We start from the raw sequence: 16,033 nt of genomic DNA on the forward strand, positions 1-16,033 counted from the left end.
GTTGTAGAGCCTGATAATAGCGAAGGCCGGCCACTTCAACTCCTGTGGGAAATGTTTGACCTGAAGATCCACTTTTTTGAGCGGGTTTTGCTAAAAAAGTTAGCTGAAGGACAAACCCCACGGAAAGAGAAGTGGGCAGCCGGAGTGGTGGTCAAGCAGTAGCTATTATTCCATAATAGCTACTAGAGGAAGCGTAAATCTGAGCATGTAGTGATAAGGACTGAGCGAATTTTGCTCAGTTTTTCTAATTTGCAGAACATATGCAATTGCTTATACGGAAAATATCTTATTAAATTGGAAGTTATATTGTACAAGGAGGGTTACTTGCGTAAATACATTCGTATGATATATATTGAAATTACTTTGTGAAGTGGGTAAGATAAATATTGATGTCAATTTAAAAATCGGGGGAAAAGGAATGTATTGGTATTACTTAATTGCTCTATTCATTATCGGCTTGGATCAACTAACAAAATGGATGATTGTTCGATCAATGGAACTTGGAGAACAAATCACGGTTATTAATAATTTCTTCTACATAACATCTCATCGTAATACTGGAGCAGCATGGGGGATTTTAGAAGGCCAGATGGTGTTCTTTTATATTGTAACAGCTATTGTTGTAGTAGGTGTTATCTATTACATGCAAAAACACGCGAAGGAGAGTAAGACCTTAGCAGTTTCGCTTAGTCTTGTATTAGGTGGGGCAATTGGTAATTTCATTGATCGTCTATTTCGTCAGGAAGTGGTTGATTTCTTTGATTTTATTATTTTCGGCTATGATTTCCCAATATTTAATGTAGCTGATTCTAGTTTAGTTATTGGTGTAGGTTTAATAATCATTGCAATGCTTATCGATGAAGCAAAGAAAGGAAAAGCAAAATCATGAAACCGTTAGAGCATACTATAACAGAAGAACAACATCGCGTTCGTATTGATAAAGTATTAGCTGATCTAAACAAAGATATGTCCAGATCACAGGTACAAACTTGGATAACACAGCAACTTGTTTTAGTAAATGGAGAAGTGGTCAAAGCTAATTATAAATGTCAATTGGGTGACCATATAGAATGGTCCATTCCTAAAGCAGAACCATTACAATTAGCTCCTGAGGCTATTGAATTAGATATAATTTATGAAGACAGTGATTTATTAGTCGTAAATAAACCAAAAGGAATGGTTGTTCATCCATCTGCAGGTCATCAACATGGTACACTTGTTCATGCGCTGCTATATCATTGTGAAGATCTATCAGGAATTAATGGAATAGAACGTCCAGGAATTGTCCACCGGATTGATAAAGATACGAGTGGTTTGTTAGTCGTGGCAAAAAATGATCAAGCACATCAGCACTTATCTAAGCAATTAGCGAATAAGGATATAAAAAGAAAATATCATGCTATGGTTCACGGCAATATTCCACATGAAAAAGGATTAATTGATGCACCGATTGGTAGAGATCCAAAAGATCGACAAAGAATGGCTGTTGTGGAAAATGGGAAGCCTGCGGTTACTCATTTTCAAGTTATAGAACAATTTTCCGATTATACACATATTGAATGTCAATTAGAAACGGGAAGAACACATCAAATACGTGTTCATATGAAATATATTGAATACCCGTTAGTTGGTGATCCAAAGTACGGTCCAAGAAAAACGATAGATGTAAACGGACAAGCTCTCCACGCAAAGGAGATCGCGTTTACACACCCAACCACTAAAGAATGGATGCATTTTGAAGTAGATTTACCTGATTATTTCCAAGAGTTGATTGACTACATTCGTAAAATGTATTGACAATCAAACCATGGTTTGTAATAATAAAACAGACGAATAAATATGATCCTTTAACTATAGCCCCGTGAGGCTAAAAAGGTTACGGAAATTGATGCAACATCGGAATCCAAATCCCTTTTCCTCATGGAGAAAAGGGATTTTTGTGTGCAATTTAACATATAAACATGTTGGGTCTAACCCAAATTTTTCTTATGATTGGTTGGTGGAAAAATGAAAAAGAAAACGGATATTTTAGATAAGCCGGCAATAAACAGAGCCTTAACAAGAATTGCTCATGAAATTCTAGAAAAAAACAAAGGTGGGGACGACCTTGTACTTGTAGGAATAAAAACAAGGGGTGTTCCACTGACCAAACGATTACAGGAGAAAATTAAACAAATTGAAACGATCGAAGTGCCAATCGGTGAATTGGATATCACCTTATATCGTGACGATTTAGATAAGGCCACGGAAGGTGAAGACCCGGATTTAAAGGAAACAAATATTCCAGCAGATATAACTGGAAAAAAAGTTATATTATTAGATGACGTTCTTTTTACTGGGAGAACTGTGCGAGCAGCGATGGATGCTGTTATGGACTTAGGAAGACCTTCGCAAATTCAGCTCGGCGTCTTGGTCGATCGTGGCCATCGCGAACTACCCATTCGAGCAGACTATGTAGGGAAAAATATTCCGACATCAGAAAAAGAGATTATTATGGTTCAATTAGAAGAAATCGATGGAAAAGAAGATACTGTTTCGATATATGAAAAATAGGAATTAACCTTCTTTAGAAAGTAAATGAATAAAAACTGTATACGAAACCTTTAATCAGATACGAGAGATCTGAAAGGTTGCCCAGACCTACGTGTGTTCTTCTCTACACGTATACCTCTTTGCGACCTTTAGGCAAAGAGGTTTTTTTATGAAAATTAAAAATATGCATGGATAAGGAGGAACTATGCGACATTTTTTTTCTGTGAATCAGTTAAAGGAAGATGAAATTATTCGCGTTTTACATCAGGCAGAACAATTACGGTTACAGCAACAATCATTTACGAAGCAATTATTCGCTGCGAATTTATTCTTTGAGCCCAGTACGAGAACAAAAATGAGTTTTATAGTTGCTGAGCGTAAATTGGGCATGGACGTGCTTGATTTTCATGCTGATTATTCTAGTACACAAAAAGGTGAATCATTATACGATACGGCAAAAACATTCGAAGCTATAGGTGCTAACCTATTAGTTATTCGACATCAAGCAGATTATTGGATGAATGAATTGAAGAATCAACTTAGTATCCCAATTATTAATGCAGGAGCTGGTAAAGCAGAGCATCCAACGCAGTGTATGCTTGATTTACTAACAATCTATCAGGAATTCCAACAATTCCATGGGATTAAAGTTGTTATTGCAGGTGATATATTGCATAGCAGAGTGGCAAATTCCAATGCACATACATTACGTAGGCTTGGAGCAGAGGTGTATTTTGCTGCTGCTGACGGTTGTAAAGATAACAATCTTGATTTCCCTTATCTGTCCATCGACGAAGCAGTAGAATGTTGCGATGTTCTTATGCTATTACGCATTCAGCATGAAAGACATCGGGAAATTTTCATAAACAACAAAGACTACTTAAGAAAATATGGATTAACAAAGGAACGGGAAAGGAAAATGCATCCGAAAGCAATTATTCTACATCCCGCACCAATTAACCGAGGAGTAGAGATTGATACGGAATTAGTAGAATGCGAACGTTCTAGAATTTTCAAACAAATGAACAACGGTGTGTATACACGTATGGCCATTATTAAAAAACTATTGCAGGAACGGGGGATTATCCATGAAACGATTGCTGAAAAACGTAAAAAAACTGTCATCAACGGGTGAACTAGAGAGCTGTGAGCTTCTCATTGAAGGTACATCTATTACAAAAATAGCTTCTAGGATAACGGAGAGAGCTGATCAAATTATTGATGGAAAAGGGAATCTATTGGCTCCAGGTTTTATAGATGTGCACATCCACTTACGAGAACCTGGTGGTGAACATAAGGAAACGATTTTTACAGGTACTAATGCTGCTGCTAAAGGTGGATATACGACTGTTTGTGCAATGCCAAATACGAATCCAGTACCAGATAATACGACTACTATTCAAAATATATTAGAAAGTATAAAAGCAGAAGCTGTGGTTCGTGTTCTTCCATATGCTGCCATAACAAAAAAACTGCAAGGTAAAGAACTAGTTGATATAAAAGAAATAGCCCAAACAGACATTTTTGCTTTCACAGACGATGGTGTGGGCGTTCAAACGGCGGATCACATGCTTCAGGCTATGAGGGAAGCAAAGGCATGTAATAAAGTAATCGTTGCTCATTGTGAAGATAATTCTATTGTCTATGGTGGTGTGATGCATGATGGTGAAGTTAGCAAACGTATGCAGATGCCAGGCATTCCAGCTTTGAGCGAATCGGTACAAATTGCAAGAGATGTACTGCTAGCTGAAGCAACTGGATGTCATTATCATGTATGTCACGTTAGTACAAAGGAGTCTGTCCGAATTATTCGCGATGCGAAGCGGGCGGGAATTCATGTAACAGCTGAAGTAACGCCACATCATTTATTACTTAATGAGTCGGCAATCACAACAGATGATGCGAATTTTAAAATGAATCCTCCTTTACGTGCAAAGGAAGATCAGCAAGCCTTATTAGAAGGATTGTTGGATGGCACAATTGATTTTATTGCAACAGATCATGCACCACATGCGAAGGAAGAAAAAGAACGTGGTTTTCTAGAGGCGCCATTTGGGATTGTCGGACTAGAAAATGCATTTTCTTTGCTCTATACATACCTTGTTCAAACAGGGAAAATTACACTCAAACAGCTTATCGATTGGCTAACGATCAAGCCGGCAGAAATATTTCAACTACCATACGGCAAGCTCGATGTTGGTAGTGTCGCAGACTTAACTTTAATAGATTTGAAAAAGTCATTAACCATTGATAAAGAAACGTTTTATTCAAAAGGTAAAAATACACCTTTCCATCAATGGGAGGTTACAGCTATTCCAGTTTTAACAATTTCGGAAGGAAACATAGTCTATGAGGAGGATCTAAAATGACGAAACGACAGCTTATATTAGAAGATGGATCGGTATTTGTTGGTGAAAGGTTTGGAAGCGAACAAGAAACAACTGGAGAAATTGTCTTTAACACAGGGATGACTGGTTATCAAGAAATTATAACAGATCCTTCGTATTGTGGTCAGATTGTCATGATGACATATCCACTGTCGGGGAATTACGGCATCAATCGAGATGATTTTGAAACGGTAACACCGTTTATTCATGGTTTTATTGTGAAAGAAGTTGCTGACTATCCTTCTAATTTTCGTAATGAGGAGACGTTAGATCATTACTTAAAAGCGAATGGTATACCTGGAATTTCTGGTATTGATACACGAAAGTTAACAAAGATTATTCGAAAATATGGAACGATGAAAGCTAAAATTGTGAATGCAGAAGTCCAGCCAGAAAAAGTTATCTCCCAGCTTAAAGGAATAACATTGTCGAGAAATCAGGTTTCACAAACATCAACGATTAAACCGTATGTGGTTCCTGGAAGAGGGAAACGAGTGGTAGTGGTTGATTGTGGTATGAAGCATGGAATTCTTCGTGAACTAACAAAACGTGATTGTCATATTACGGTCGTTCCTTATAACTATAGCGCAGAAAATATAGTACGTATCAAACCAGATGGCATTATGCTTACGAATGGTCCAGGAGATCCAAAAGATGTTCCAGAAACAATCAACATGATTAGACAGGTAATTGGCAAAATCCCGGTTTTTGGTATTTGCTTAGGACACCAATTATTAGCACTTGCATGTGGAGCAGATACAGAAAAAATGAAGTTCGGTCATCGTGGATCTAACCATCCAGTAAAGGATATCCGAACGAATCGAACATATATTACATCCCAGAATCATAGCTACGCTGTAAAACAAGCATCTTTAATACAAACGGATTTAAAGCTTACACAAATTGCGCTTAACGATAATACCGTAGAAGGAATTGAACATTCTATTTACCCCGCTTTCTCTGTACAGTATCATCCAGAAAGCTCACCAGGGCCAGAAGATACAAGTTATTTATTTGATTCATTCTTAAAAATGATGGAGCAGGTAAAAAAGGAGGAAAAGGTATATGCCTAAAAACACTTCAATAAAAAAGATTTTAGTAATAGGCTCTGGACCGATTGTTATTGGCCAGGCGGCAGAGTTTGATTATTCGGGAACACAGGCTTGTCAAGCATTAAAAGAAGAGGGATATACCGTATTATTGGCCAATTCTAATCCAGCAACGATTATGACGGATCATACGGTAGCTGATAAGGTCTATATGGAACCTCTAACGGTTGAATTTTTAACAAAAATTATTCGCACAGAACAGCCAGATGCTTTATTACCAACACTTGGTGGTCAAACAGGACTGAATTTGGCAGTAGCGTTGAACGAAACAGGCATATTAGCTGAATATCATGTAGATTTATTAGGAACATCCTTAGAGGCTATTCAAAAGGCAGAGGATCGTGAGAAATTTAGAAATTTAATGAATGAATTGGCTGAACCGGTTCCAGCTAGTCAGATTGTCAACACGGTGGAACAGGCTTGTGCGTTTGCGGAGGAAATTGGTTATCCAGTCATTGTTCGACCAGCCTATACGTTAGGTGGCACAGGTGGTGGAATGTGTAATAGTGAAATAGAATTAAAAGAAATTGCACGAAATGGTCTGGCTTTATCGCCTGCTAGTCAATGCTTGATTGAGAAGAACATAGCAGGATTTAAGGAAATTGAATACGAAGTGATGCGAGATAAAAATGATCAAGCCATTGTCGTGTGTAATATGGAAAATGTTGATCCAGTAGGCATTCATACAGGGGATTCCATCGTTGTTGCACCTTCTCAAACATTAAGTGATCGCGAGTATCAGCTATTACGAAATGCCTCGCTAAAAATTATTCGGGCATTAGAAATTGAAGGAGGATGTAATGTCCAGCTTGCAATAGATCCTAATAGCTTTCAATATTACATTATTGAAGTAAATCCAAGAGTTAGTAGATCCTCAGCACTTGCGTCGAAAGCTACAGGCTATCCAATTGCTAAAATGGCCGCTAAAATTGCTGTTGGTTTAACACTGGATGAGATTATTAACCCGATAACCGGCAAAACCTATGCATGCTTTGAACCAGCACTTGACTACGTTGTGTCAAAAATTCCTCGATTTCCGTTTGATAAGTTTACTGCAGGCGATCGCTATTTAGGAACACAGATGAAAGCTACAGGGGAAGTAATGGCAATAGGTCGTAACTTTGAAGAATCATTGTTAAAGGGCATTCGCTCACTAGATATTGGAACAGAGCAATTATGGCTAGCCAATTTAGAATGTACAAGTGATGATGAATTAAAACAGCGGTTGCAAAAGGCGGATGATGAAAGGATCTTTGTTTTAGCGGAAGCTTTACGTAGAAAGTTGTCTGTTGACGAGATATTTCAATTAACAAAAATAGATCGATTTTTCTTAAATAAGTTACAGCGTCTCATCATCATTGAAGAGAAATTAAAGCGTAACAAGCAGGAACCTTCCATGCTTTTAGAAGCTAAGCGCCTTGGGTTTTCCGATGCACATATTGCTCGTTTATGGGAGCAATCAGAGGATGATATATACAACTATCGAATCAAACAAAATGCTTTGCCTGTTTATAAAATGGTCGACACTTGTGCAGCTGAATTTGAATCGGAAACGCCGTATTTTTATAGTACCTATGAAGAGGAAAATGAGTCTATTCAATCTGAGCAGAAGAAAATCCTTGTACTTGGGTCTGGGCCAATTCGGATTGGTCAAGGGATCGAATTTGATTATGCGACGGTTCATTCCGTGTTAGCGATCAAGGAGATGGGATATGAAGCCATCATCATGAACAGTAATCCGGAGACTGTTTCCACTGATTTCAGTATTTCAGATAAATTATATTTCGAGCCATTAACATTAGAAGACGTGATGCATGTAATCCAGTTAGAACAGCCAGAAGGTGTTATTGTTCAATTCGGTGGTCAAACTGCCATTAATTTAGCGGCAGGACTTGAACGTCGAGGTGTGAAGATATTAGGGACAAATTTAGAAGCGATTGATCGAGCAGAGGATCGAGACAAATTTGAGCTATTAGTAGATGACTTACAGCTCTTAAGACCACAGGGGAAAACGGTGTTAAATATGGAAAAAGCGAGAGAGGTAGCTAACACGATTGGTTACCCTGTGTTAGTAAGACCTTCTTATGTCATTGGTGGAAGTAGAATGGAGATTGTTTATAATGACCATGAATTAGAATCATATCTTGCTAAGACAGATCATGTTGCAGACTCTCATCCAATCTTAATTGACAAATATATTACCGGTATGGAGGTAGAAGTTGACGCGATAAGTGATGGCGATACGGTTATCATCCCGGGTATTATGGAGCATATTGAACGTGCCGGTGTTCACTCTGGTGATTCAATAGCCGTGTATCCACCCCAACGAATAAGTGAATCTGTGAAACAAAAATGTTTGGATGCAGCTACTCGTATTGCCTATGCGCTTCAAGTTAAGGGGCTGATTAACATTCAATTCATTGTTTGTGATCAAGCGGTATACGTACTTGAAGTAAACCCAAGAGCAAGTAGAACAATTCCATTCTTAAGTAAGATCACTGGTGTAACGATGGCAAATATTGCTACGAAATGTATACTTGGGGAAAAGCTTCAGGAGATGGGCTACGTAACGGGAATCTTACCTGAAGACGATCAAGTATCCGTTAAAGTACCTGTGTTCTCGTTTGAGAAGCTTCGTAGTGTTGATACCATTTTAGGTCCAGAAATGAAGTCTACTGGTGAAGCCATCGGTTATGATAAGACATTAGAAAAAGCATTATATAAAGGGCTTATCGCATCAGGAATTAAATTACCACAAGAGGGAGCAGTGCTATTAACGGTTGCTGATAAAGATAAACAGGAGATGCTTGGAAATGCAGAGCGATTTCATCAATTAGGCTTTCAATTATACGCTACCGAAGGAACTGCAGCTTATATTCGAGATGCTGGAATACCAGTTACTAAAGTAGAAAAAATTGGTGCAGAGAAACCAAATGTCCTTTCGATTATTGAAAATGGGGAAGTACAATATGTAATCAATACGTTAACTTCAGGACAGCAGCCACGTTCAGATGGATTTAGAATTCGTAGAGAATCTGTGGAACATGGCATTGCTTGTTTAACAAATTTAGATACTGCAAATGCAATCCTTAATGTAATAGAATCTATGACATTTCAAGCTAAACCGATGCAGCAAAAAGAGGTTGTCATCTTATGATGCGTAAAGAGAACATGGTTATTTTAAAGAAAAGCCCCATAGCGCAAGATACCATCGAAATGGTGCTTGAGAACAAATATATAAGCAATACAGCAGTGCCTGGACAATTTTTGCACCTACAGTTGAAAGGGCATATGCTAAGACGCCCAATATCTATATCTCAGGTTGATGAACATGCGGAAACAGTCACGATTCTTTTTAAAGTTGTTGGTAGTGGTACGAAAGAATTAGCTTCCTATCCCATTGGAAATTCCATCGATGTACTTGGTCCAAGCGGAAATGGTTTTCCGCTTGAACCTAAAGCTAATTCAACAATTCTTATTATAGGAGGCGGTATCGGTGTACCTCCACTCTACTATTTGGCACGAAAATTAAAAGAGCAACAGGTGAATATTGTCTCTGTATTAGGCTTCCAAACCAAAGAGAGTGTGTTCTATGAAGAAAAATTTGCTGAACTCGGTCGGACAATTATTGTAACTAATGATGGCAGTTATGGTAGAAAAGGATTCGTAACCAACGTATTAGACGATGTAAGTAGTATTGATTGTTATTACTCATGTGGACCATTACCGATGTTACAGACTATTACCGCTCAAATGGCAGGAAAACATGGGTATATCTCTTTGGAAGAGAGAATGGGCTGTGGAGTAGGCGCTTGCTTTGCTTGTGTCATTCCTACAGATGATTGCGGAGGCTATAAAAAGATTTGCAAAGATGGTCCTGTATTTCCTGCACAGGAGGTGCAACTAGTATGAGCTTGGCGATTGAATTACCTGGTTTATCATTAAAAAATCCAATTATGCCTGCTTCGGGATGCTTTGGGTTTGGTAGAGAATATAGTCAATTTTATGACTTGAACAAATTAGGTGCCATCGTTATGAAAGCTGCCACAATGGAACCTAGATTTGGGAACCCAACTCCACGAGTCGCCGAAACAGCAGCTGGGATGTTGAATGCCATTGGATTACAGAACCCTGGTGTTAGTAGCATTATAGAAAATGAAGTGCCTTTTTTAGCAAGCTTCTCCACACCAATCATCGCAAATATTGCTGGTAGTACGTTAGAAGAATACGTAGAAGTAGCAAAAGCATTTAATGAAGCAGGTGACGTTACTGCCTTAGAACTGAATATTTCCTGCCCAAATGTTAAGGAGGGCGGGATCCAGTTTGGAACAGATCCAAAGATGGCAGCAAAGGTAACAGAACGTGTTAAAAAGGCAAGTAATCTACCTGTCTATGTTAAACTCTCACCAAATGTATCAGATATTGGGACAATGGCAAAAGCAGTAGAATTAGCTGGAGCCGATGGGTTATCGATGATAAATACACTTACTGGAATGCAAATGCATTTATCTGCAAAACGTCCTTTACTGGCAAATAAAACGGGAGGGTTATCTGGACCAGCAATTAAACCAGTAGCGATACGAATGATTTATGAAGTAAAAAAGCAAGTCAATATTCCAATAATTGGGATGGGAGGAGTAGTAAACGCGGAAGATGCTCTTGAGTTTTTATTAGCGGGAGCTAGTGCGGTGGCTGTAGGTACGGCAAATTTTCAAAACCCTTATGTCTGTATAGAAATTATCGAACAACTACCAAAAACATTAGCTGCGTATGGTTTTAATTCCGTAAATGATGCAATTGGAAAGGGGATATGTTCATGAAGACACCAATATATCTTGCATTGGATTTTCCCAATTGGGAACAAACGAAAACGTTTCTTGAACAAAATGATTTACATGGTGTACCAGTAAAGGTTGGTATGGAGTTATTTTATAAAGAAGGGCCCATCCTTATCGAACGATTAAAAGAAAATGGACATGCTATCTTTCTTGATCTAAAGCTTCATGACATTCCAACAACGGTGATGCGTGCTATGGAAAATATTGCTAAGCTGGAAATAGATATGGTAAATGTTCATGCCCTTGGAGGCAGTGAGATGATCAAACTGGCCAAGGAAGGGCTTATAAATGGCAATCCAAATTTCCAAACGAAATTGCTCGCAGTAACCATTCTAACCTCGATGGATCAATCGATAATGAATCAGGAAATGCTACTTTCAGGTGATGTAGAAGCAAATGTCCTTCATTTTGCAACGTTTGCTAAACAGTTTGGGGCTGACGGAGTTGTCTGTTCTGTACTTGAGGCGAAGGCTGTGAAGGAACAATGCGGGACTTCGTTTCTAACCGTAACTCCAGGAATTAGGCTCACTAATACCGATAATAATGATCAAAAACGAATTGCAACACCTTCTTTCGCCAGAGGTAACGGGTCAGACTTTATTGTTGTGGGTAGAACCATTACAAAAGCAGATAATCCAAATAAAGCATATAAACAATTAAAAGAGGAGTGGAAAAATGCAGGAGCATGACCACATCGTACGTGAATTACTAAGAATCAAAGCTGTACAAATAAAAACAGATGGGTATTTTACTTGGACTTCTGGTATACAGTCGCCAATTTACTGTGATAATCGTCTAACCATGTCTTATCCTGAAGTACGCAAACAGATTACCACATCCTTTATTAAACGAATGAATGATTTGCAAATAAAGCCTGATATGATTGCTGGATGTGCTACTGCTGGAATACCACATGCAGCTTGGTTAGCAGATGAATTAAACCTACCGATGATCTATGTTCGATCAAAACCAAAAGGTCATGGAAAAGGTAATCAGATTGAAGGCGAATTAGAGTCTGGTAAACAGGTGCTTGTTATTGAGGACCTCATTTCCACTGGTGGTTCTTCGATTGAAGCTGCGCAAGCAATTGAAAAAAATGGTGGAAAGGTTTGTTCTGTATTTGCTATTTTCACCTATGGATTAGCTACTGCAGAAACAGCTTTTACTGAAGCGGGTTTTTCCCACCATACCATTACGGGCTTTGATCAATTAGTGAATGCGCTACTATTAGATAAAGAAATTACAGAAAATGAAAAGCAAAAGTTATTAAAATGGAGAGAGGACTTGGGGAAAATCAATAGTCGTTTTAATAGCTAAAGTGTTCCTTATGTTATAAGTCTAACATATTGTTAATTGATTGCAGAAAGGGTTAGGGACGAACCTAAAATAGTTAACTCAAAAGCCGTGAAACAAAAATAAATGTTGATACGAAGCGCGGTCAAAGGACATAGACTCCCACGGGTACGGCCTCAGCTACTTTGGTAAAGAAAAACACGTGGATCTTCGGACTCGTGCTGTTTTCGCTGGATAAGGAAGGCTTCAGCAGGGATACATCGTAGCAGAAAAAGCGTTCTTTTTCAAGGAGTCTCGTATATTTTAGGTGCTATATTAATTATTTTATCAAAGAACGAATGATAATTAATTTGAAATAATTTTCATTCGTTTTTGATTGTTTCTTCATTACTTTTGTCTCAGCCTCTCTTACTGCCAGTTATAGGCTATATGCGGGATAAAAAGGTCTTTAGGCCTTTCTTATAAGTTAAGAAAGTATAAAATCAGTGCAATGACTGCGTTAAGCCAAGTAGTTATTTTGAAATGTTTGATGTATATTGGCAATGCTCCGACTAATTACTTCGCTTTCCGCGGGCACGGCCTCAACTAACTTTGCAAAGAAGAACACGTTGCAAAGTGGATTTTCGGCTCGCGCTAATCCCGCAGGAGTCTACGTAATTAGTCTCCGCTATGAGAAGGTGCAACAATTCTTGTCATAAGTAATAGGTTGACTTTTTTTACAATGGGTAAAGTGAAAATCGCTATCCGTGAGTATAAAAGCAGCTGTGTTACTTCATGCTAGCGTTGTAAGGCCGGCCACTTCAACTCCTGTGGGAATTGTTTGACCTGAAGATCCACTTTTTTGAGCGGGTTTTGCTCAAAAAAGTTAGCTGAAGGACAAACCCCACGGAAAGGGAAGTGGGCAGCCGGAGTGTTGGTCAAGCAAAGTAGCTATTATTCCATAATAGCTACTAGAGGAAGCGTAAATCTGAGCATTTAGTGATAAGGACTGAGCGAATTTTGCTCAGTTTTTCCTATAGGGTTAGGTTGTATAATCGTTGCTGGGATCTTTTGTTATTATAAAATTAAAAGTATGAGTCTACCGCTTGAACTAAGGCTTCATACGTGTGGTAATCTAGTAACATATAAGATTAGAGCTTACAAGATAAATGAAATGAACTATTTTTATTGGTACTTCTGTTTGTATTTCTCTTTGATACGTAAATAATTATCTTAATCATTTATTTTCTATTAATGCGAACCACTCATCAATAAAAAAACGCTGCACGGATCCTTGATCTAACTGAATCTTATAATACGCTTTTATCTGCTCATCTGCCTCTTTAATAAAATGATAGACTTTTTGTTTATCTTCTGGATGATCCAAGGTTCGATTTATCCACTCGGTATATGACAACTCTTTCTTCCGTACGTTTTCTTTTACGGTGTGTAATCCATAGCTGTCTAACAGCTGTTTCCATTCGAAGATAGGCAAGCATCGTACATGACTAAAATCACGCATACCTTCTAATTGATTGATGAAATTAGCATAGACAGATTGTCTTGGTGCAATATTATCAATAAATAAAAATGTACCATTTGTCTTTAATACACGCTTTACTTCTTGAATGAATTTTTCAGGGTGAGGAAAATGGTGAGCAGCAGTCCTACAGGTAATAATATCAAATGTGTTATTCAAAAACGGTAAGCTTTCTGCATCCGCAAGAATGTAATCAATGTTATGAATATCTTGAAGGTAATTTTTCGTGTTTTCTAGCATTTCTTTCGTTAAGTCCGTTGCATATACCCTCTCAACGAAAGGGGATAACTGTTTTGCTACATGACCACCACCGGTAGCAATATCCAGCAGTTTCATACTTGTTTCCAGCTCTAGCCAATCCTTCATTAAGGATAAATCACTTCCCCGTGCATGTGTAGCACTTGTAATATATGCTTGTTTGTTTTTAGCAAAAGATTTTTTTACATTTTCTTTTTCTCTCATACGCTCATCTCCTCATTGATCTGGAAAATATCTGCCAGTGAATGTTGATTGGCTGAATAGATTATTACTTTATCACTAATAGCATATGTATTATAATACAATAAGTAAAATACTTAAATATAATTAAAATGAATAATTATTAGTTATAGGGGGATATAATGAAAATCGATGATTATGAATTATTATTAAAATTGCATGAGATAGGGACAATTAGAGGTACTGCAAAAGCAGTTCTGATCTCACAGCCAGCGGTAACACAACGATTGAAATACATTGAGGAATATTTTGGACATATCATCTTTATCCGAACACCGAAACGGCTAATTCCAACCCCAGAAGGCGAGATAATTCTAGAACATGCTAAAACAGTTATGGCAGGAGAAAGAGCAGTAAAAAATAAATTAGCACAATCAAGTGAGGAAGTTCAAGGCACGCTTTCCATTGCCTGTTCTTCACTGATTAGTCAACGATATCTTCCAGCTATATTGGGTGAATTCACGTCGCTCTATCCTAAGGTAGCAATTGATTTAGTGACAGGAATTAGCGAAGACATTAAGCGTCATCATAAGAATTATCATGTGTGTATTATTCGTGGCGAGAAATTAAAGGAAAGTACATGTATCCGCTTATTTGATGATCCGCTTTATATATTTGATACAGAACCATTTCCTACAGATGCATTAAAAGAGCGCCCGCTTATTTCTTTTAAGTCGGATGACAGTATGCATGAATTGGTTGATAATTGGTTATATGTACAACAGGATAAAATTAAACCAGTTAAAACCATAACAGTGGATCAAATTGAAACATGTAAACAATTTATGAAACAAGGACTAGGAATGGCTGTACTACCTGAAAGTGTTTCTGACTCGATGCGAGATGAATATCCAAACATAGCATTAAAATTAGATGGAGAGGCTGTTTCTAGACATACGTGGGTTTGCTTTCAAGATGGGGTACGCGAGCTCCCGCAGGTGGATCATTTTATTGATGAATTGGTAGAACTATTAACACTTTAATGTTTTATTCACGGTAAAAAAAGATATACCTTAACTAGAATAGAAAAAGGAGTGGTTATGCTATGAGTAATGTTATTTTTACTTCGAAAGCGACAGCAAAAAATGGACGAGACGGTCATGTGAAATCAGATGATGAACTTATTGACCTTAAGCTTGTCAATCCAGCTACGAATAAAAAGGATACGGGTTCTAACCCTGAGCAACTGTTTGCCGCTGCTTACTCATCCTGCTTTGACGGGGCTTTAAATCTAGTTGCCTCCAAAGAAAAAAAGAAAATAGATTCAGAAACAACAGCCGCAGTTAGTTTATTGAAAGATCCGGAAGATAATGGCTTTAAAATTGCAGTAGAATTAACAATTAAAATACAAGGTGTCGATCAGCAAGAAGCTGAAGAGCTTGCAAAGAAGGCGCATCAGGTATGCCCGTATTCAAAAGCTACGAGAGGGAACATTGATGTGACATTACAGCCGCAAGCAGTATAAAAACAATGAAAAGCGAGCTTAAACTTCTCCCTTCTGAGTGCGAAAAACCAATAGGACCGAAAGTTAATAAAAAGGGTGGGATGTTGGAGGAGAGTGCTTTCGAAAACGGTGCTTTTTAAGAGAATGGTGATTCTTCATATACTATTGGGCAGGAGGTCTTACGAAGGATTATTTCCCACAAGCGTCTTTTAATTTGTCGTCATAGGAATAGAGATACCAAAACTGCAACATCGTTTAGAACTAAAATGCCGAACGAATTGGTACCTCCCCCCCGGAAGTTAGAGTGAAAAATATCCGGGGGGATAGCACCCATCCTTTTGAAGGATAGTTCGGCTTTTAGTTTTATAACCTACTTATATTCAGTTCCTTTTAATTATAGCTAACTAGAGAGT

General features: G+C 38.0%; 14 protein-coding genes. 13 read left to right on the forward strand and 1 reads right to left on the reverse strand.

Annotated features, from left to right (window positions below; translation table 11 throughout):
- Positions 1-418: 418 nt before the first annotated feature.
- The 11 genes from lspA (at position 419) to pyrE (ending at position 12,183) form a co-directional block, all read left to right on the forward strand.
- Complete coding sequence (gene lspA, locus RVS70_RS15510; RefSeq protein WP_026680820.1) at positions 419-889, forward strand: signal peptidase II; 471 nt, start codon at positions 419-421, stop codon at positions 887-889.
- Positions 886-1,797 (forward strand): RluA family pseudouridine synthase, encoded by a 912-nt coding sequence (locus RVS70_RS15515; protein WP_121605060.1) that lies wholly within the window; start codon positions 886-888, stop codon positions 1,795-1,797. Before lspA ends, RVS70_RS15515 begins: the two co-directional genes overlap by 4 nt.
- A gap of 210 nt (positions 1,798-2,007) precedes the next feature.
- Positions 2,008-2,553, forward strand: coding sequence for a bifunctional pyr operon transcriptional regulator/uracil phosphoribosyltransferase PyrR (pyrR, locus tag RVS70_RS15520; protein ID WP_026680822.1), 546 nt, complete (start codon positions 2,008-2,010; stop codon positions 2,551-2,553).
- 184 nt (positions 2,554-2,737) lie between these two features.
- Positions 2,738-3,667: an aspartate carbamoyltransferase catalytic subunit gene (locus RVS70_RS15525; RefSeq protein ID WP_026680823.1), complete on the forward strand. Its 930-nt coding sequence runs from the start codon at positions 2,738-2,740 to the stop codon at positions 3,665-3,667.
- Positions 3,621-4,901 (forward strand): dihydroorotase, encoded by a 1,281-nt coding sequence (locus tag RVS70_RS15530; protein WP_121605062.1) that lies wholly within the window; start codon positions 3,621-3,623, stop codon positions 4,899-4,901. The genes RVS70_RS15525 and RVS70_RS15530 overlap by 47 nt, the downstream gene beginning before the upstream one ends.
- Positions 4,898-5,992 (forward strand): carbamoyl phosphate synthase small subunit, encoded by a 1,095-nt coding sequence (locus RVS70_RS15535; protein WP_026680825.1) that lies wholly within the window; start codon positions 4,898-4,900, stop codon positions 5,990-5,992. Before RVS70_RS15530 ends, RVS70_RS15535 begins: the two co-directional genes overlap by 4 nt.
- Positions 5,985-9,185, forward strand: coding sequence for a carbamoyl-phosphate synthase large subunit (gene carB / locus RVS70_RS15540; RefSeq protein WP_026680826.1), 3,201 nt, complete (start codon positions 5,985-5,987; stop codon positions 9,183-9,185). Before RVS70_RS15535 ends, carB begins: the two co-directional genes overlap by 8 nt.
- Entirely contained in the window at positions 9,182-9,940 is a 759-nt protein-coding gene (locus tag RVS70_RS15545) for a dihydroorotate dehydrogenase electron transfer subunit (RefSeq protein WP_321133936.1), read from the forward strand. Before carB ends, RVS70_RS15545 begins: the two co-directional genes overlap by 4 nt.
- A complete protein-coding gene (locus RVS70_RS15550) occupies positions 9,937-10,848 on the forward strand; it encodes a dihydroorotate dehydrogenase (RefSeq protein WP_026680828.1) in 912 nt (303 codons plus the stop codon). The genes RVS70_RS15545 and RVS70_RS15550 overlap by 4 nt, the downstream gene beginning before the upstream one ends.
- Entirely contained in the window at positions 10,845-11,555 is a 711-nt protein-coding gene (pyrF, locus tag RVS70_RS15555; protein ID WP_121605063.1) for an orotidine-5'-phosphate decarboxylase, read from the forward strand. The genes RVS70_RS15550 and pyrF overlap by 4 nt, the downstream gene beginning before the upstream one ends.
- Entirely contained in the window at positions 11,542-12,183 is a 642-nt protein-coding gene (gene pyrE, locus RVS70_RS15560) for an orotate phosphoribosyltransferase (RefSeq protein WP_026680830.1), read from the forward strand. Before pyrF ends, pyrE begins: the two co-directional genes overlap by 14 nt.
- 1,192 nt (positions 12,184-13,375) lie before the next feature.
- Here pyrE and RVS70_RS15565 read toward each other — a convergent pair.
- Entirely contained in the window at positions 13,376-14,140 is a 765-nt protein-coding gene (locus RVS70_RS15565; protein WP_026680832.1) for a class I SAM-dependent methyltransferase, read from the reverse strand.
- A gap of 158 nt (positions 14,141-14,298) precedes the next feature.
- Between RVS70_RS15565 and RVS70_RS15570 the strand changes: the two genes are divergently transcribed.
- Together RVS70_RS15570 and RVS70_RS15575 are read left to right on the forward strand one after the other, a co-directional pair.
- Positions 14,299-15,159, forward strand: coding sequence for a LysR family transcriptional regulator (locus RVS70_RS15570; protein ID WP_321133940.1), 861 nt, complete (start codon positions 14,299-14,301; stop codon positions 15,157-15,159).
- Positions 15,160-15,221: 62 nt separating this feature from the next.
- Positions 15,222-15,641 carry an organic hydroperoxide resistance protein gene (locus tag RVS70_RS15575; RefSeq protein WP_026680834.1) on the forward strand — a complete coding sequence of 140 codons (420 nt, stop codon included), beginning with the start codon at positions 15,222-15,224 and terminating at the stop codon, positions 15,639-15,641.
- The last annotated feature ends 392 nt before the right edge of the window (positions 15,642-16,033 follow it).

Origin of the sequence: Virgibacillus sp. M23 (genome assembly GCF_034190895.1) — a bacterium.
Classification (GTDB): domain Bacteria; phylum Bacillota; class Bacilli; order Bacillales; family Amphibacillaceae; genus Virgibacillus; species Virgibacillus salarius.

What these genes read in the sequence shown, in the direction of transcription:
- RVS70_RS15565 (WP_026680832.1), bottom strand. Translation starts at nt 14,140, where the DNA reads ATGAGAGAAAAAGAAAATGTAAAAAAATCTTTTGCTAAAAACAAACAA.
- pyrF (WP_121605063.1), top strand. Translation starts at nt 10,845, where the DNA reads ATGAAGACACCAATATATCTTGCATTGGATTTTCCCAATTGGGAACAA.
- RVS70_RS15515 (WP_121605060.1), top strand. Translation starts at nt 886, where the DNA reads ATGAAACCGTTAGAGCATACTATAACAGAAGAACAACATCGCGTTCGT.
- pyrR (WP_026680822.1), top strand. Translation starts at nt 2,008, where the DNA reads ATGAAAAAGAAAACGGATATTTTAGATAAGCCGGCAATAAACAGAGCC.
- lspA (WP_026680820.1), top strand. Translation starts at nt 419, where the DNA reads ATGTATTGGTATTACTTAATTGCTCTATTCATTATCGGCTTGGATCAA.
- RVS70_RS15570 (WP_321133940.1), top strand. Translation starts at nt 14,299, where the DNA reads ATGAAAATCGATGATTATGAATTATTATTAAAATTGCATGAGATAGGG.
- RVS70_RS15545 (WP_321133936.1), top strand. Translation starts at nt 9,182, where the DNA reads ATGATGCGTAAAGAGAACATGGTTATTTTAAAGAAAAGCCCCATAGCG.
- RVS70_RS15535 (WP_026680825.1), top strand. Translation starts at nt 4,898, where the DNA reads ATGACGAAACGACAGCTTATATTAGAAGATGGATCGGTATTTGTTGGT.
- RVS70_RS15575 (WP_026680834.1), top strand. Translation starts at nt 15,222, where the DNA reads ATGAGTAATGTTATTTTTACTTCGAAAGCGACAGCAAAAAATGGACGA.
- RVS70_RS15550 (WP_026680828.1), top strand. Translation starts at nt 9,937, where the DNA reads ATGAGCTTGGCGATTGAATTACCTGGTTTATCATTAAAAAATCCAATT.
- RVS70_RS15530 (WP_121605062.1), top strand. Translation starts at nt 3,621, where the DNA reads ATGAAACGATTGCTGAAAAACGTAAAAAAACTGTCATCAACGGGTGAA.
- RVS70_RS15525 (WP_026680823.1), top strand. Translation starts at nt 2,738, where the DNA reads ATGCGACATTTTTTTTCTGTGAATCAGTTAAAGGAAGATGAAATTATT.
- pyrE (WP_026680830.1), top strand. Translation starts at nt 11,542, where the DNA reads ATGCAGGAGCATGACCACATCGTACGTGAATTACTAAGAATCAAAGCT.
- carB (WP_026680826.1), top strand. Translation starts at nt 5,985, where the DNA reads ATGCCTAAAAACACTTCAATAAAAAAGATTTTAGTAATAGGCTCTGGA.